Source organism: Streptomyces flaveus (assembly GCF_014647675.1).
Taxonomy (GTDB): Bacteria; Actinomycetota; Actinomycetes; order Streptomycetales; family Streptomycetaceae; genus Streptomyces; species Streptomyces flaveus.
In genome coordinates this window covers 1-16903 of record NZ_BMPQ01000014.1, presented here as the reverse complement: position 1 = coordinate 16903, position 16903 = coordinate 1, and the positions used below count along the sequence as shown (strand labels likewise).

Annotated in this window: 15 protein-coding genes; 9 read left to right on the top strand and 6 right to left on the bottom strand. The window is 68.9% G+C overall.

Annotation, left to right across the window (positions count from 1 at the left end):
• The first annotated feature begins 207 nt into the window (after positions 1–207).
• Positions 208–1146, top strand: a complete 939-nt coding sequence (locus tag IEZ21_RS25565; RefSeq protein ID WP_189324229.1) for a serine protein kinase RIO — start codon at positions 208–210, stop codon at positions 1144–1146.
• Positions 1147–1198: 52 nt separating this feature from the next.
• Here the strand turns inward: IEZ21_RS25565 and IEZ21_RS25560 are convergent, their stop codons facing one another.
• From IEZ21_RS25560 to IEZ21_RS25535, 6 genes are read right to left on the bottom strand one after another with little or no spacing between them, the layout of a single operon-like run.
• On the bottom strand, positions 1199–2392 hold the full coding sequence (locus IEZ21_RS25560) for an acyl-CoA dehydrogenase family protein (protein WP_189324228.1): 1194 nt from the start codon (positions 2390–2392) through the stop codon (positions 1199–1201).
• Positions 2393–2422: 30 nt separating this feature from the next.
• Entirely contained in the window at positions 2423–2953 is a 531-nt protein-coding gene (locus tag IEZ21_RS25555; protein ID WP_189324227.1) for a DoxX family protein, read from the bottom strand.
• Complete coding sequence (locus IEZ21_RS25550; RefSeq protein WP_189324226.1) at positions 2950–3861, bottom strand: SDR family NAD(P)-dependent oxidoreductase; 912 nt, start codon at positions 3859–3861, stop codon at positions 2950–2952. Before IEZ21_RS25550 ends, IEZ21_RS25555 begins: the two co-directional genes overlap by 4 nt.
• 44 nt (positions 3862–3905) lie before the next feature.
• Positions 3906–5060: a CaiB/BaiF CoA transferase family protein gene (locus tag IEZ21_RS25545; protein WP_189324225.1), complete on the bottom strand. Its 1155-nt coding sequence runs from the start codon at positions 5058–5060 to the stop codon at positions 3906–3908.
• Between the two features lie 44 nt (positions 5061–5104).
• A complete protein-coding gene (locus IEZ21_RS25540; protein WP_246568147.1) occupies positions 5105–5881 on the bottom strand; it encodes an enoyl-CoA hydratase/isomerase family protein in 777 nt (258 codons plus the stop codon).
• 13 nt (positions 5882–5894) lie between these two features.
• Positions 5895–6650 carry an SDR family NAD(P)-dependent oxidoreductase gene (locus tag IEZ21_RS25535; protein ID WP_189324224.1) on the bottom strand — a complete coding sequence of 252 codons (756 nt, stop codon included), beginning with the start codon at positions 6648–6650 and terminating at the stop codon, positions 5895–5897.
• Positions 6651–6754: 104 nt separating this feature from the next.
• Here IEZ21_RS25535 and IEZ21_RS25530 point away from each other — a divergent pair, with 104 nt between their 5' ends.
• The 8 genes from IEZ21_RS25530 (at position 6755) to IEZ21_RS25495 (ending at position 16437) form a co-directional block, all read left to right on the top strand.
• Complete coding sequence (locus IEZ21_RS25530) at positions 6755–7897, top strand: acyl-CoA dehydrogenase family protein (protein WP_189324223.1); 1143 nt, start codon at positions 6755–6757, stop codon at positions 7895–7897.
• A gap of 143 nt (positions 7898–8040) precedes the next feature.
• Positions 8041–9531, top strand: coding sequence for an aldehyde dehydrogenase family protein (locus IEZ21_RS25525; protein ID WP_189324222.1), 1491 nt, complete (start codon positions 8041–8043; stop codon positions 9529–9531).
• 52 nt (positions 9532–9583) lie between these two features.
• Positions 9584–11164 carry an AMP-binding protein gene (locus IEZ21_RS25520; RefSeq protein ID WP_189324221.1) on the top strand — a complete coding sequence of 527 codons (1581 nt, stop codon included), beginning with the start codon at positions 9584–9586 and terminating at the stop codon, positions 11162–11164.
• Positions 11165–11168: 4 nt separating this feature from the next.
• The gene (locus tag IEZ21_RS25515) at positions 11169–12323 is read left to right on the top strand and encodes a thiolase family protein (protein WP_189324220.1); all 1155 of its coding nucleotides are present in this window, start codon (positions 11169–11171) and stop codon (positions 12321–12323) included.
• Positions 12320–12733: a Zn-ribbon domain-containing OB-fold protein gene (locus IEZ21_RS25510; protein ID WP_189324219.1), complete on the top strand. Its 414-nt coding sequence runs from the start codon at positions 12320–12322 to the stop codon at positions 12731–12733. The genes IEZ21_RS25515 and IEZ21_RS25510 overlap by 4 nt, the downstream gene beginning before the upstream one ends.
• Positions 12734–12769: 36 nt before the next feature.
• Positions 12770–13519, top strand: a complete 750-nt coding sequence (locus IEZ21_RS25505; protein ID WP_245685196.1) for a FadR/GntR family transcriptional regulator — start codon at positions 12770–12772, stop codon at positions 13517–13519.
• Positions 13520–14404: 885 nt separating this feature from the next.
• Positions 14405–15307 carry an SGNH/GDSL hydrolase family protein gene (locus IEZ21_RS25500; protein WP_246568145.1) on the top strand — a complete coding sequence of 301 codons (903 nt, stop codon included), beginning with the start codon at positions 14405–14407 and terminating at the stop codon, positions 15305–15307.
• A 62-nt stretch (positions 15308–15369) separates the two neighbouring features.
• Positions 15370–16437: a S1 family peptidase gene (locus tag IEZ21_RS25495; RefSeq protein ID WP_189324218.1), complete on the top strand. Its 1068-nt coding sequence runs from the start codon at positions 15370–15372 to the stop codon at positions 16435–16437.
• The last annotated feature ends 466 nt before the right edge of the window (positions 16438–16903 follow it).

The window sequence follows — 16903 nt, the reverse complement described above, 5'->3', positions numbered from 1 at the left end:
AAGATCGGGGAGACAGGGCCTGGGCCCTTGGGGCCGCTCGACGCGGGCCGACTTTATTCGGTTGCCGCTCCCCGTGTCCGCCCCTCACCATGGGCGAGACACCGGGAGCCGCCCGGTGCTCCACGAGAGGAGGCACGACCGTGACCACGACTGTCCTCGGCCTGCCCGCAGACCGCCTCCGTCTCACCTCATGGAGCACCTCCAGCGATGTCTCACGACGATCTCTCGCAGCACCTTCAGCACCCGGCATTTCCTGACGACTTCAGCACCGACGCCTACCGCTACGTCCCGCCGTCGGACGACCTGGGCGACGTCGACGACCGGTTCGTCTTCGACTTCCGTCCCTACGACGACCTCGAGGACGGCCAGCGCTGGTCGACCTGGCTCAGCGTCGAACCCCTCTGCCGAGGCCCCGAGCCGCTCCCGGACTGGGTGGTGACCTCGCAGGGCGCGATCGACACCGAACTCGGCGTCCTCAAGACCGGCAAGGAGGCCGACGTCCACCTCGTCGAGCGCGCCGACCCGCTCGACCCCGCCGCCGGCGTGGTCATGGCGGCCAAGCGGTACCGCTCTCCCGAGCACCGGACCTTCCACCGCTCCGCGTCCTACACCGAGGGCCGCTCGATGAAGCGCTCACGCGACGAGCGGGCCCTCAAGCGGAAGAGCACCTTCGGCCGGCAGGTCGCGGCCGGCGAGTGGGCGGTGTCCGAGTGGGGTGCGCTGGTGCGGCTCTGGGACCTCGGGCTGCCGGTTCCCTACCCGGTCCAGATCGACGGCACCGAGATCCTGATGGAGTGGATCACCGTCGTCGACGAGGACGGCGCCGTCGGGACCGCGCCCCGGCTCGCCCAGACTCGACCCTCACCCGAGCTGCTGGCGGCGTACTTCGAGCAGCTCACCGATGCGCTCGCGACGATGGTGCAGAACGGCCTCGTGCACGGCGACCTCTCGGCGTACAACATCCTGGCGGCGGGCGAGCGACTGGTCATCATCGACCTGCCACAGATCGTCGACCTGGTCGGCAACCTCAACGGGATGAACTTCCTCCAGCGCGACTGCGCCAACATCTGCGGCTGGTTCCGCTCGCGGGGCCTCGATGTCGACGAGCACGCGCTGTTCGCGGAGCTGATGGCGCACGCCTTCTGAACCGGGCGGGCTGGTGTCCTGCGCCGAGAATGACACACCTCTGCGGGCGGGTTCAGCCGCGAGCCGCTTCCCCCAGCAGCGCTTTCGCGATGATGACCTGCTGGATCTGGCTCGTGCCCTCGTAGATGCGGAACAGCCGGGCGTCCCGGTAGAAGCGCTCCACGGCGACCCCGCGCATATAGCCCGCGCCGCCGTGGATCTGCACCGCGCGGTCCGCGACCCGCCAGACCATCTCGCTGGCGAAGTACTTCGTGCAGGACGGGCCGATCTTGGTGTCCTCGCCCGAGTCGAAGCCCCGGGCCGCCTCCAGGACGGTGGCCCGGCCGGCGTAGTAGTCGGTCATCGAGTCGGCGATCAGGCCCTGGATGAGCTGGAAGGAACCGATGAGCTTCCCGGACTGCTTACGGGTACGGGCGTACTCCACCGACTCGTCGACCAGCCGCTCCGCCATGCCCACGCACAGGGCCGAGATGTGCACACGCCCGTGTGCGAGGCAGCCCATCGCCGTGGCGAAACCACGGTTCAGGCCTTCCTCGCCACCGACCAGGGCATCGGCCGGTACGCGTACGTCGTCGAAGTAGACGTCCGCCGTCCAGGCGCCGAGCTGCCCCATCTTGTGGTCCTTGGGCGCCACGGTGAGACCCGGGGTGCCCGCCGGGACCAGGAAGGTGGAGATGCCCCGGGTGCGCGGAGCGTCGGGGTCGGTGCGGGCGAAGACCATGAAGACGTCGGCGAGCGGGGCGTTGGTGATGTAGCGCTTGGCGCCGTTGATCACCCAGTCTCCCCCACTCTCGGCTGCGCTCGAGCGGGAGGTGCCCCCATCATCCCGATGCGCCCTCGTGGTCAGCGTCGACGGGTCCGATCCGGCCTCGGGCTCGGTGAGCGCGAAGGACGCCAGTACGTCGCCGGAGGCGATCCGCGGCAGCCAGTGCGCCTTCTGCTCCTCGGTGCCGCCGACCATGAGGACATGTCCTGCGATGCCGTTGTTGGTGCCGAACATCGAGCGCAGCGACGGCGTGGTGTAGCCGAGCTCGAACATCAGCTGGGCTTCCTCGTACATCGACAGGCCGAGCCCGCCGTACTCCTCGGGCAGGGCGAAGCCGTACAGCCCCATCTTCTTCGCCGCCTCGCGGATGTCCGCCGGCATCTCGTCCTTCTCGTCGATCTCCGCCTCCAGCGGCACGACGCGTTCCCGGACGAAGCGCCGGACCTCGGACAGCACGGTGCTGAAGTCAGCCGCGTCCATGTCGCCTCCTTCTGTGGATCTGGTTGCTGTTCACTGGTCCGTCTCGTCCTGCTTTTCGTCCTGCTTCTCGTCGGGCCGGTAGCACACCGCGAGCAGTGCCGCCGCGCTCGCCGCGCCCACCCCGGCTGCGAGCAACGCGGGCCCCGCGCCCGCCCGTTGGCGCCGCAGCAGCCCGTCGACCGAGTACCGGCCGTTGCCGAGCGCGGCCAGTGCCACGGCAGCTCCGCCGACGACACCGACGTACTCCCAGCCGCCCTTGAAGACGAAGAAACCCTTGCCCCGGTGGTCGGTTCGGGCCGCCACGGCCATCAGGCCGACGGCCGCCGCGGCCGGGAGCGGGTTCGCGGCGCCCAGGGTGAGGCCGACACCCGCCGCCATCTCGGTTCCCGCCGCCATCCGGGCATGCACCTCCGCGGGCTTCAGCCCGAGCGACTTGAACCATCTCGTGGTCCCCTCGATACCGCCCGGTCCCGCGACCTTGTTCCAGCCGTGCGCGAACAGCATCGGGCCGAGCGTCGCGCGCAGCAGCAACGCCGCGACGTCGCCGCCCCGCGCCTTCACTGGCCCACTCCGGTGGCCCGGCCCGCGGGAGCGGCGCCGTACAACTGCGGTACAGCCTCGGCGAGTTCATCAGGAGCGAGCGCTTCGCCGGACCGGCTGGGGTGCACACCGGTCACCGTCCAGCCCTGGAGGCGGTTGAGCCGGTTGCCCTCGATGCGCAGCACCTGGCCGGTCAGCCATGCCGCCTCGTCGGAAGCCAGGTAGACGACGACACCGGAGGCGTTGGCGGGGTCGCCCGGGTCGAAGCCGTTGGTGGTCGGCTGCGGTGTGCCAACCGCCAGCCCCTCCGTCATCCGCGTGGTCGCGATCGGCGAGATGGCGTTGGCGGTGACGCCGTACCGGCGCATCTCCAGTGCTGTGACGACCGTGAGACCGGCGATCCCGGCCTTCGCGGCGGCGTAGTTGGACTGGCCCTGGTTGCCGAACAGCCCAGTACCGGAGGTTGTGTTGATGACGCGACCGGCGACGCGCTCGCCCCGCTTCGACGCCTGACGCCAGTACGCGCACGCATGCCGCGTCAGCGCGAACGTGCCCTTGAGATGGACGGCGATCACCGCGTCGAACTCGGCCTCGCTCATCGAGAACAGCATGCGGTCGCGCACGATGCCCGCGTTGTTCACGACGATGTCGAGCCGCCCGAACTCCGCGACGGTGTCCGCCACCATCGCCTCGGTCGCCGCCCAGTCGGTGACCGAGCAGTGGTTGGCCATCGCCCGGCCGCCGAGCTTGGTGATCTCGGCGACGACCTCGTCGGCGGGGGAGTCGCCGGTCTGCTCGCCGTGCACGCCGGCACCGGGGTCGTTCACCACCACGGCCGCTCCGGCCTCGGCGAGCGCCAGGCAGTGCGCGCGGCCGAGGCCCCGCCCGCCGCCGGTCACGATCGCGACCTTGTCGTCGAGGATGCCCACGCCGTACCTCCGGATCAGTTGAATCAGTTTGCTTGTCAGCTCAGTCAGCTCAGTTCGCCGAGTACTTCGTCGGTGTGCTCACCGAGCGTCGGTGCACCCGCCCGCGGTTTCTCGTCCACACCCCAGAAGCCGACGGGCGTGGCCACCGTTCGCAGCGGCGGCGCGTCGCCCATGCCGGGCTGCTCGACGAACGCCCCCACCGCCTCGGCCTGCGGATCCGCCGAGACCTCCGCCAGCGTCTGCACCGGCGCCCACCACACGCCCTCCGCGTCAAGACGCTCCGCCCACTCGGCCAGCGGTAGCTTCGCGAACTCCTCGTCGAAGACCGCGATCAGCTCCCGTACGTGGCCACGCCTGGCCTTGCCCGTCGCGAACCGCTCGTCCGTGCCCAGATCGTCCCGGCCGAGCGCCTTGATGACTCCGGGCCAGTGCCGGCTGCCCTCCAGACCGACCAGCCAGAACCAGCGTCCGTCGGCCGCCTGGTAGGAGTTGTAGAGCGGGGACTCGTGCTCGGTACGTGGCCGGGTGCGACCGCGCTTGCCGAAGAAGTTCTGCAGCGCCAGGTCGTTGCCGTTCGCGTACGTCCCGGAACGCAGCAGCGATACGTCCACCACGCCGCCCTCGCCCGTGCGCGCCCGCCGCAGCAGCGCGGCCAGCACCCCGGCGACGAGGTTGGCCGCGGCGGTACGGTCGCCGAGACCGGGGCGGATGCCGGGCGGCGGCTCACCGGCCGGGTTCAGCATGGCGGCGATACCGGGCCGCGCCCAGAACGCCGAGACGTCGTACCCGGCCCGGTCGCGCTCGGCGCCGGCCCAGCCGTACCCCGTCAACGTACCGATGACCAGGCGGGGATGGCGGACGCGTATGTCGTCGGGAGCCAGACCAAGGCGCTCCAACGCACCCGGCCGGAGGTTGGTGACGAACACGTCGGCGCGCTCAAGGAGCCGCTCCAGCGCGTCCTTCCCGTCCTCGGAGCGCAGGTCGAGGACCACGCTGCGCTTGCCCCGGTTGTCCGTCTCGAAGGGCGGTGCGCTGTCGATGTCCTGGCCCACGTGGCGCAGCGTGTAGCGGTTCGGGTCACCGGTCGGTGCCTCCACCTTGATCACGTCCGCGCCCCAGTCGGCCAGCATGGTGGCGGCGGCCGGAGCCGCCACCCACATGCCCAGCTCGACCACGGAAAAGCCCTCGAGTGGCCGCACGGCCCACCTCCACAAGCGGTTCTGCACATCTCGGAAATTGCCTGCTACGCCCCCCGGAACTCCCCGGGCCGCCGCTCACGGAAGGCCTTCAGCCCCTCGGCCCGGTCCTCGGTGGAGAACAGCACCGAGACGGTCTCGCGCTCGTACGCGATCGCCGTCTCAAGGTCCATGCCGAGCCCGTGGTCGACCAGCCGTTTGCCCGCGGCGAGCGCGAGCGGCGCACCGGCGGCCAGCCGCGCGGCCAGCGTTTCGGCGGCCTTGAGCGCTTCACCGGGCTCGGCCAGTTCGTTGACCAGGCCCAGCGCGTATGCCCGCTCGGCGTCGATCGGTTCGCCGGTGAGGATCATCTGCTTGGCGATCGCGGGCGGCACCAGTCGCGGCAGCCGCTGTGTGCCGCCCGCGCCCGGCAGCACTCCGAGTTTCATCTCGGGCAGCCCGAGCCGGGTCCCGCGCTCGGCTACCCGCAGATCGCAGGCGAGCGCGAGCTCCAGGCCGCCGCCGAAGGCGAAGCCGTGCACCGCGGCCACCGAGGGTTTGGGGAAGTTCTCCAGGAGGGCGTACGCGTCGGTCAGCCGGCCCACGAAGGCGCGGAACTGCCCGGGCGTCGTGCACGACTCGATCTCCCCGAGGTCGGCTCCGGCCGAGAAGGCCCGGCCCGCCCCGGCCAGTACAAGGGCCCGGACGCTGTCGTCCTCGCGGACATCGGCCAGCGCGTCCCGCAGCAGGCCGACGGTCTCGGAGCCGATGGCGTTGAGCCGCTCCGGCCGGTCGAGGGTGAACACGGCCACCCGGTCGCGTACTTCGACGCGCAGCACGCTCATCAGCTCATCCCTTTCAGACCATCGTGAGGCCGCCGCTGACCGAGAGCGTCTGCCCGGTCATGTACGCGGCGTCGTCGGACGCGAGAAAGGCCACCACACCGGCGATGTCGGTGGGCTGGGCGATACGGCGCAGCGGAATCGCCCGCGCGGTCGCCTCGTACATCTTCTGGCTGTACTCGGCGACCTGGCCGAGCAGCGCAGTCTCGGTCGGTCCCGGACAGACGCTGTTGACGGTGATGCCGTGCCGGGCGACCTCGCGGGCCAGTGCCTTGCCGAAGGCGATGACGCCGCCCTTGGTCGCGGAGTACACGACCTCGCCGGAGGAGCCGACGCGGCCGGCGTCGGAGGCGATGTGGATGATCCGGCCGCTCTCGCGCTCGATCATCGAGTCCAGGACGGCCCGGGTCATGGTGATCGTGCCGCGCAGATTGACGGCGATGATGCGGTCCCAGTCCTCTTCGCGGCTGTCGACGAAACGCCCGAGCACATCGATGGCCGCGTTGTTGACCAGGACGTCCACCGGGCCGAGTTCGGTGCTCACCCGCTCGACGGCGGCGCGTATGGCCGTGCCGTCGGAGATGTCCGCGCCGACGCCCGTGGCGCGGACGGCGTACCGCTCGGTGAGCTGGGCCGCGACCTTGTCGGCGGCCTGCGGGTCCAGGTCGCAGACGGCGATGGCGGCCCCTTGCGCCGCGAGCCGGCCGGCGATCGCCTCGCCTATGCCGCGTCCCGCTCCGGTGACGAGCGCCACCTTGTCCCGTCCGCTCACATGTCCTCCACTCGCCACTCGATCGGTACTCGCCTGGCTGCCAATACAGCGCTATCGTATAACTACTTCAGCTAAATAAGCGAGATGTGCGAGTGGAGCCGAGCATGCGCCGTACCATCTTCACCGCGGAACACGAGCTGTTCCGGGGCACCGCCCGGACGTACTACCAGCGCGAATGCGCCCCGTATGCCGAGCAGTGGGAGCGCGAGGGGCAGGTGAGCCGGGAGGCGTGGGCCGCCGCGGGCAAGGCCGGGCTGATCGGTTGGCAGTTCCCGGAGGAGTACGGCGGCCAGGGGCTCTGGGACTTCCGCTACAACGCCATCATGGCGGAGGAGATGCACGCCACCAGCTCCGTCGGCATCGGCCTCGGGCTGCAGAACGACGTCATCCCGCCCTATCTGATGCGCCTCACCACGCCCGAGCAGAAGGCGCGCTGGCTGCCCGGCGTGATCAGCGGTGAGACGATCTGCGCGCTCGCCCTCTCGGAGCCGGGAGCCGGATCCGACCTCAAGAACATCCGCACCACCGCCCGCCGGGACGGCGATACGTGGGTGATCGACGGCTCCAAGACCTTCATCACCAACGGCATACTCGCCGACCTCGTCATCGTCGCCTGCAAGACCGACCCGGACGCCGGGCACAAGGGCATCAGCCTGATCGTCGTCGAGCGCGGCACCCAGGGCTTCGAGCGCGGCCGCAAGCTCGACAAGGTCGGCATGAAGGCCCAGGACACCGCCGAACTCTTCTTCCACGGCGTCCGGGTCCCCGCCGAGAACCTCATCGGGCAGGAGGGGCGCGGCTTCTACCACATGATGGGCAACCTGCCGACGGAGCGGCTGGCTATCGCGGTCGCCGCGCTCGCCTCCGCCGAGCGGGCCTTTGAACTGGCCCTGGAGTATGCCAAGAACCGCACCGCCTTCGGCCGGCCCATCGGGGAGTTCCAGGCCAACCGCTTCGCCCTCGCCGACATCAGGGCGCAGCTGAACGCCGCCCGGGTCTATCTGGACGGCTGCATCATGGCGCTGGTCGAGGGCGAGCTGACGGCCGACGAGGCCGCCGCGGCCAAGTACTGGACCACCGAGATGGGCTGGCAGGCCATCGACCGCTGTATGCAGCTCTTCGGCGGCTACGGCTACGTCAACGAGTACGAGATCGCCCGCATCTGGCGGGACAGCCGGGTCCAGCGGGTGTTCGGCGGGACCTCGGAGATCATGCAGGAGATCATCGGGCGCTCGCTGGGGCTGTGAGCCTGTGGGCCTGTGGGGCTGCGAGTTGTTCCCGGTGGCTCGGAAGCATTGCCCGCTTTCGATAAATAGGTTATCTATTTAAGCGAAGTGAAGTGTAAGGACGTGCAAGAGCGGGGCGTCCGAACGGGTTCGAGGAGGCATCCGTGGTCACGGTTGACGTGAAGCTGCACCAGGACAGAGCCGAACAGGACCTGCCGCGACCGCGGCTCGTCATCGGCGGCAAGGACCTCACCGACACGAGCGGCGGCCGCTACGAGCACATCAACCCGGCCACCGGCCTCGTCCAGGCCCACATCCCGCTCGCGGGCCCCGCCGAGGTGGACCAGGCCGTGGCCGCCGCCCGGCAGGCCTTCGAGGTGTGGGGCACCATGCGCCCGGCCGAACGGCGCCGGCTGCTCACCCGCTTCGCGCAGCTGATCCGCGACCACATCGAGGACTTCGCGGCGATCTGCCCACTGGAGAACGGCGTCTGCATCGGCGGCTGGGCCGAGAACGTCGGACCGCACGTCGCAGACTGGACCGAGTACTACGCCGGCTGGGCCGACAAGATCGAGGGCATGGTGGGCGCCGCCTACAGCCCGCACGAGAACGTCGAGTACACCATCGCCGAGCCGTACGGCGTCATCGGCCACATCATCACCTGGAACTCACCCGCGCTCTCGCTCGCGATGAAGGTCCCGCCCTCGCTCGCCGCAGGCAACACCGTGGTCATCAAACCGGCCGAGTCCACCCCCTTCTCCGCGCTGCTCTTCGCGGACCTCGCCCGCGAGGCGGGCATCCCCGACGGCGTCATCAACGTCGTCACCGGACTCGGCGACGCGGGCGAGGCCCTCGTCTCCCACCCCGGCATCGACAAGATCTCCTTCACCGGCGGACCCGCCACCGCGCGCCGCATCATGGAGACCGCGGCCCGCAGCCTCAAGCCCGTCCTGTTCGAACTGGGCGGCAAGTCCGCCAACCTGCTCTTCGCCGACACCGACCTCGACAGCGTCGTCCCGTACTGCGCCGCCTTCGCCATGAGCAACACCGGCCAGGGCTGCGCGCTGCCCACCCGGATGCTCGTCGAGCGTTCCATCTACGACGAGGTCGTCGCGCGCGTCGCCGGAGTCGTGGCCCACCTGCCCGTCGGCGACCCGCTCGCACCGACCACGTACATCGGCCCGTTGGTCAACGCCGCCGCCCGCGACCGCGTCCAGGACGTGATCGACAAGGCGATCGCCGACGAGGCAGGCCGGCTGGTGCACGGCGGGGAACGCATCGAGTCCGACGGCTACTTCGTGACCCCCACCGTCTTCGCCGACGTCGACAACCGCAGCGACCTGGCCCAGCGCGAGATCTTCGGCCCCGTCCTCGCCATCACCCCCTTCGGCACGGAGGAGGAGGCCCTCGCGCTGGCCAACGACACCGAGTACGGCCTCTCCGCCTACATCCAGACCCGCGACATCGCGCGGGTCAACCGGCTCGTGCCACGCCTCAAGGCCGGAACGGTCTACGTCAACCCCGGCCCCAATCCGATCACTTCGCCTGCCACGCCCTTCGGTGGCGTGGGCATCAGCGGGTTCGGGCGGGAGGGCGGCAGGGCCGGGCTTGAGGAGTTCATCAGCGTCAAGGGCGTCGGGATCAGCCGTGCCTGACGGGACCTCAGGAACCTCTGGAACCTCTGGATCAGGAACCTCACATTCTGGAGTGAGTTCATTGAATCGTGCCTGCCGCCTGACGTTCGGCGATCTCATCCGTGAGCACCGCCGCTCCTACCCCGACGCGATCGCCCTGGTCGACGGCGAAGTCCGGCTGACCTGGCCGGAGTTGGACGAGCGCACCAACCGGCTCGCCGACGCGCTCACCGGCGCCGGGGTCGGTCCTGGCGACCGGATCCTGTGGCTGGGCCAGAACTCGTTCCGGATCTGGGAACTCCTCGGTGCCGCCGCGAAGATCGGCGCCATGGTCTGCCCGGGCTACTGGCGCTGGGCCGCCCCGGAGATGGCGTACGCGATCGAGGACTTCGACCCGCGCGTGATCGTCTGGCAGGACGAGGAGATCGGCGACACGGTCGCCAAGGCACGGGCCGAACTGGGCAGCGAACACCGGGCGTTGTGGCTTCGCCATGATGATGAAGGAGCGGAGTCGTACGAGGCCTTCCTCGCCTCCGGCTCGCCCGAGAACCCTCAGATCGACGTGGACCCCGATTCCGCTCTCCTGGTCATCTACACCGCGGCGATCACCGGACGGCAGTCCGGCTCGATGCTCTCGCACCGCAATCTGCTCGCGATGGGCGCGAGCGCCGCCTGGATGGGCGACATCGGCCAGGAGACCGCCTTCCTGGGCGCCGGGCCCATGTTCCACATCGGCAACTACCAGTTCTGGGGCATCCCCGCCTTCGTGCACGGCGGAAAGAACGTCGTCGTCCGTCGCGTGATCGCCGAGGAACTGCTCCCGGTACTCGCCGCCGAGCGCTGCACGCACGCGTACCTGATGCCCCCCACCATCGCGCAGCTCGTCGCGCTCAACCGCGAGGCCGGCCACGACCTCTCCCAGCTGCGGGCGAGCGTCGCCGCACCGGTGTGGGAGGGCATGGTGCCCACGGACACCAGCCGCTTCACCCGCAACGGCGGTGGCGAGGGCCGGGGTTACGGCCAGACCGAGGTGACCGGGTTCGCCGTCACCGGCGCCTACGGCGGGACCGGCACCGGCAACGCCGGACGTCCCGGGCTCTTCACCTCCGTACGCATCCTGGACAGCGGCGGCAGGGAGTGCGAGACAGGCGAGGCCGGCGAGATCTGTGTACGCGGGGACCTCGTGCATCTCGGCTACTGGAACCGGCCCGAGATCAACGAGGAACGCTTCCGCTTCGACTGGTGGCACACCACGGATCTGGGGCGGCGGGAGGCGGACGGCACGATCAGCTTCCTCGGGACGACGACCCGAATGCTCAAGTCAGCGGCCGAGAACATCTTCCCCGCCGAGGTCGAGAACTGCATCGAGTCGCATCCCGCCGTCAAGGAGGCCGCCGTGATCGGCGTCCCGAACGAGCGCTGGGCCCAGGACGTCAAGGCCGTCGTGGTCCTGCGGGACGGCGCTGAGGCGACGGCCGAGGACATCATCGAGCACTGCCGGGCCCGGATCGCCTCGTACAAGAAACCCAAAACGGTGGAGTTCATCGACGCCCTGCCCCGCACCGGCGGCTACGCCAAGGACTACGAAGCGCTCGACGCCCGCTTCGGCGGCGGAGGTTACCCCGGCGGCGACACGCTCGGCGCGGGACGGTGAGGCCGTGACCGACCGCCGGTCGCCCGTCATCGCGGGGGTGTACGCCACCGAACAGGCGCTGTCCCTCCCGGACCGCACCGCCATGGATCTCGCCCTCGAAGCGGTGCGAGGCGCGGTGGCGGACGCCGGTCTGGCGCCGTCGGACATCGACGGCGCCCAGGTCGACTGGCCGGGCCCGGGCGGCGTACCGGGCGAGGGAAGCTCCTGGGCCCGGATGCTCGGCCGCGACCTGCGCTGGACCAGCGACTCCATGCTGGACAACGCGGGCTCCCGGGGTCTGCTGAAGGCGGCGGCCGCCGTGCGCGCCGGATACGCGGACACCGTCGTGGTCGGCGGCTGCAAGCTGGTCTCGCGCGGCGCGGGGCCGGTCGGCGCCGGCGTACCGCTGGAGTTCACCGACGTCTGGGGCAGCTATGTCATCGCCCAGTTCGCACTGGTGGCGGCCCGGCACATGCACGAGTACGGGACGACCTCCCGCCAACTCGCCGAGGTCGCCGCCATCATCCGCAACAACGGCACCACCAACCCCGAAGCGATGATGTACGGCCGCGGCCCCTACACCGCCGACGACGTGCTCGCCTCCCGCATGGTCGCCACCCCCTTCCACCTCCTCGACTGCTGCATCGTCGGCGAGGGCGGCGCCGCGCTCGTGGTCACCACCGCCGAACGGGCCCGCGATCTGCCGCAGCCGCCCATCGCCGTGCTCGGCGGCGCGATGGAGTACCACCAGGCCGCGTACGCCAATCCGGCGCTCCTGAGTGAGGTGGGGATGCTCGGCCGCGACGCCGCCACACGCGCGTACGCGATGGCCGGGATCGGCGCGCACGACGTGGACGTCTTCTCCCTCTATGACCCCAACTCCTTCGAGATCATCCGGCAGTTGGAGGCACTCGGGCTGTGCGGCGAGGGCGAGGGCGGACCGCTGGCCGCGAGTGGAGCCATCGCCGTGGGCGGCAAGCATCCCGTCAACCCGGACGGCGGTTGTCTGGCGTACGCCTGGAACGGCACGCAGCAGATGACGCTCAAAGTCGTCGAAGCGGTACGGCAGTTGCGGGGCACCGCCGTGCACCAGATCGCGGACGCGGAGCTGGCCGTGGTCGGCAACGCCGGCTCCGGGGCGCAGCATTACGAGATGAGCGTGCTGGGGAGGACCGGATGACCGGCAGACCTGTGCCGATGCCGACGGAGTTGTCGGAGCCGTTCTGGGCGTCGGCCCGGCGCGGCGAACTGGTCGTCCCGTACTGTCCTGCCTGCGACCTGCGGTTCTTCGTACCCGAACCCGCCTGCCCGGGGTGCATGTCGCCGAACTGGCGCTACGAGCCGAGCGTGGGCCGGGGGACGGTCTACTCGGTGACGGTGGTGCACCGGGCGCCGGGCCCGGGCTTCGACACCCCCTTCGCGCTCGCCGTGATCGACCTGGACGACGGCGGCACCCTGCTGTCCCACGTGGACGCCGGCACCCCGGACAAGGTCGTCATCGGCCTGCGCGTACGCGTGGACTTCCGCCCCTACACCGACGAGATCACGCTGCCGTACTTCGTACCAGACGCGATCGACGGACTCGACTGACTACCGGATGACCGAGTGAGGGCGGAGGTGGACACCGTGGCGAACACGCCGGTACGGGTCCCCAAGATGGCCGAGCTGGTGGCGGCGCAGCTGCGCCGCAAGATCGTGCGCGGGGAGTTGACGGAGGGGGAGGCGCTGCCTGCCGAGACGGCGCTGATGGCGGAGTTCGCCGTGTCACGGCCCACGCTGCGCGAGGCGTTCCGGGTGCTGGAGTCGGAGTCGCTGATCAGTGTGCGGCGGGGTGCGCGGGGTGGGGCCCGGGTACACGTTCCCGAACAGACGGTGGCCGCTCGTTACGCCGGGGTGGTGCTGGAGTACCGGGGCACGACCCTCAAGGACGTCTACGACGCCCGTACAGTACTGGAGGCGCCGTGCGCCGGACTGCTCGCCGGGCGGCGCACGGACGAGGACGTGGAGCGGTTGCGTGCCGCGGTCGCCGAGGCGGAGCTGCTGATGGACGACCCGTCGGCCTTCATCCGCGCCCATATGGAGTTCCACGCGCTGGTGGTGGAGCTTGCGGGCAACGAGACGCTGAGCGTGCTGACCGGGATGGTCCGGCACATCATCGACCAGGCGAACTGGTCACACGTCGACCTCGACGCGGGCACGCCCGAGAACATCCGGGCCAACCGGCGAGGATTCCGCGCTCATGTTGCGCTTGTCGACCTGGTTGCTGCGCAACGCGCTGATGCCGCGGAGGAGTTGTGGCGGGTGCATCTTCAGGAAGCCGAGGATTATCTGCTGCAGAACCGGTCCATGACGACGGTCCTGGACCTGCTCGGCTGAGGGGACGCGCTCATAACCGCGGTGTAGGAGTCCTGGAGCTTGCGCAGGCCTGAGCGCACGCGCTGTCGCAACTCGCGGTAGAGCGACTCCGCGTGCTGGGAGGCGGCGATCAGGTCGGGGTCCTGGTCGGTGGCGCCGGTCGCGCGGCACCACAGGCGGATGTCCGTGGGCGAGGGCGGTACATGGTCGCGCTGCCGATACCGGACCCGGCGGCGAGCCGGGCGTTGGGGTACCCCCGGCCGGAGGCTGGGGGAATGTCAGCGCAGCGCGGACGGGCCGGGGCGAGCGGGGCCTGACGGCCGGCTGCGAGGCATCGCCACCGGGTTTTGTTCTCCCGGTGCCGGGAGGCGAGTTGTCCGGTCAGGCATCGCAGGGTGCGACCGGACAGGCCGGTCGATGACGGGTGGACAAGCAGGCGAAACTCCTGGCGAGCATGGGTGGTCCTGGTCGTGAACCCGTCCACCGGGAGCTTCGTCGTTGAGTACGGCCGGACCCCAACCACCTGACCCGTCAGCAGGCTGGAAAGAGCTCACTGTTCCGCGCCTGTGATTTTTTTCTGAGGACTCACAGCAAGCCCACGGCGGGCGTTCAACGCCGGTGGCACGTGCCATGAGGACAGTCACCTCACTGTGATTCCCGCCGGAGACGCCGACTGCCTGCCACAGGCCGCGTGCGGGGTTCCTCAAATCCTCATACATCCGGCATTCATGTCGTCATGTGTCCGGCATCACCCTCGAATCCGCATAAGTAACCGGCGAGTAGGGACGTTTGACCCTGGTCGCCGAGGTCGTATCGGTTCTAGATTCCGTATTCCCTTCACGGAAATCGCTTTGGAAACCGTCGTCGCGATTCGAAGGTCCCGTTGAGAGAGTGAGGAGATCACGGATGGCAGGCGATAGATCACGTAACAAGCGGCGATTCAAGCTCCGGCTGTTCGCCGGATTGGCGGCAGTCGGACTGTCGGGCGTCGTCGTGTTCACGGCGAATGCCGAAGACAGTACCATCGACGGCACGCTCGACTACGTCGCACTCGGAGATTCGTACTCCTCTGGCCACGGCGCGAGCAGCACCTACACGGGGACTGTCAACACCACTTGCAAGAGGAACGACTTGGCCTATCCGAATGAATTCTTCGCGAAGTACGTGGCCACTCAGCAGCCGTCCAAGTCGTCCAGCATGTTCAACCGGGCGTGCACCGGGGCGAAGATACAGGATGTCATTGACGACCAACTCGGCTCCGTAACAGGCTCTGTCGAAATGGTGACCATCACTATTGGTGGAAATGATGTGCACTTCGCCGACGTCGCGAGAACCTGTGTCCTGAACGGTTCGGCGGTCTGCACACAAGCGTTGAACGAAGCCAGTCCGCAAATTTCGACGCTGCGGCAGCCGCTCACCGACCTCCTCGCTCAGATACGCGAGAGGGCGCTGGTCGCCAACATCGTCATTTCCGGGTACCCGAAAATTTTCGCCACCGGAAGTTGCGGCGCCTTGTCCATCTCGGAAGACAACCGGGACCGTATGAGAGGCCTTCAAGAGACGATGAACGACCTGATCCGCGAGGTGGCGGAGGCCAGCGATCGGGTTCAGTACGCAGATCCGGACGACCTCTTCAACGGCCACCGAGTGTGTGACACCGGCGATCTGTGGATCAATCAGGTGAGCGACGCAATCGCGCAGTTGGACACCGGGGCGGCCTACCACCCCAACGCGAACGGCCACGCGGCCATGGCCGACGCGGTCTTCGAGGCCGCCCTGGGCGCCACCACCGGGCCCCAGGCCAACTAGCCATCCACCTCAGGACCGATCATTCCGGTCCGCGCCAATTCCTGTAAGGATTGCAACCACTCATGCCCCCCAAAGGTTCTCACGCCAGACGTCCTCGGCCTCTCAAGGCCGCCGCCTTCGGGCTCGGGCTGCTCACCGTCCTCGGCGTCGCCGGCATCGGTATCGCCAACGAGGACAGCGGCAGCGCCAGTACCGCTAACACTGTAAAGGCTGATGCCAGTCGGCGCGACGAGGTCTTCGGTCTTGTCAATGCCGCCGACATTCCTGGGCTGGACGGCTTCTCGGTCGGTATCGATCCAGTTGCGGAAAAGATCGGTGTGCACCTCTTCGTCCCAGAGGGTCTGTCGGCTGCTGCGAAGGAAGCGCTCCAATTCGGTGATGACGTCACGGTAACCGTCCAGGAAGCTTCGGCGCCGGCCTCGCATGTCAACGCGAGCGGCGGTGCGTCGATCGGCGGCCTCGGTTCTGGGTCCTGCACGGCGGGTTTCGCTGTCGGGCTCGCCAACGGCCAGTCAGGATTCATAACCGCTGGACACTGTTTCACCGCCGGAGTAACAGCCAACCGGCAGACCGCCCTGATCGGCTCGGTGCCGTCAACCGGGCACTCATTTAATTTCGGCCCGTCCGATTGGGGAATCTACGCCCTCAACGCCAGCCCCGACACCAACGACGCGTTGCCCCAGGTCATTAGCGACAACGGGACCCACCCGGTCCGGGGAATCACCGCACCGACGGTCGGCTTGGATATCTGCAAGCACGGCATAACCACCGGCACGACCTGCGGGAAGGTGACTCTCGTGAACACCCGGGTCACCTATAGAGAGGTGAAGGACTCGGCAGGAAACATAATCAAGCCGGGTGCACAGGTGAACGGTGTGATCCAGAGCGATCTGTGCTCGGAACCAGGTGACAGTGGCAGTGCGGTCTATACCCGACCGGCGGCAGGCAGCAACACCGCTATCAACGCCGTCGCAGTCCACAGTGGTGGAAGCACCGTAAAGCTCAGTGGCAGGGATGTGTGCCTCGAGAAGGCGGGATTCAACAACGTTGCCTGGCACGTCCCGATGTCCGCCACCCCCGCCAAGAGCACCAACCCGTTCGATGACGTCTTCATCAAGGTCGCTTCCTGACCTCCAATAAGGCCGCGAGCATCTCCGGATCGTGGCAGTCAACGGCCAACTCGGTGAACCTACTTGTCATGACTCTCCCCCCAGACAGTGCGGACGGGGCTCAGAGTATGCCGCCCGTCCGACAGATCCGAGATCTTCCTGGCTCTGCCGAGGAGTTCGAAACGTTCGCGCGCGACGTCAGGCATCCCCTCGTGGGCGAGCTGAGCGCCCGCGTCGGCCCCCGCTGACCGAGCCGCCCCTGACGAACGAGGAACGGGACGCGGTCCTCGGTGCGCCGGAACCGTCGGGAACACGGGAGGGCTGACGCGAGGCGTCAGGAAACACCCACCTCTCGAGGAGAATGCCCTTGGAGGAGACCGGGCCGCGCGGCATCACGTCGCGCTGCGCTCGCTCGCCTCTCTCATGTCCCGCTCCACGGCCCGGTTCTGCGCGGTGTCCGGCTGTCCCGCCGCGCTGCCCGGGCGTC

Excerpts from the sequence above, each read along its gene's own strand:
- IEZ21_RS25565 (WP_189324229.1), top strand. The coding sequence starts at position 208 with ATGTCTCACGACGATCTCTCGCAGCACCTTCAGCACCCGGCATTTCCT.
- IEZ21_RS25560 (WP_189324228.1), bottom strand. The coding sequence starts at position 2,392 with ATGGACGCGGCTGACTTCAGCACCGTGCTGTCCGAGGTCCGGCGCTTC.
- IEZ21_RS25540 (WP_246568147.1), bottom strand. The coding sequence starts at position 5,881 with ATGAGCGTGCTGCGCGTCGAAGTACGCGACCGGGTGGCCGTGTTCACC.
- IEZ21_RS25530 (WP_189324223.1), top strand. The coding sequence starts at position 6,755 with ATGCGCCGTACCATCTTCACCGCGGAACACGAGCTGTTCCGGGGCACC.
- IEZ21_RS25510 (WP_189324219.1), top strand. The coding sequence starts at position 12,320 with ATGACCGGCAGACCTGTGCCGATGCCGACGGAGTTGTCGGAGCCGTTC.
- IEZ21_RS25500 (WP_246568145.1), top strand. The coding sequence starts at position 14,405 with ATGGCAGGCGATAGATCACGTAACAAGCGGCGATTCAAGCTCCGGCTG.
- IEZ21_RS25495 (WP_189324218.1), top strand. The coding sequence starts at position 15,370 with ATGCCCCCCAAAGGTTCTCACGCCAGACGTCCTCGGCCTCTCAAGGCC.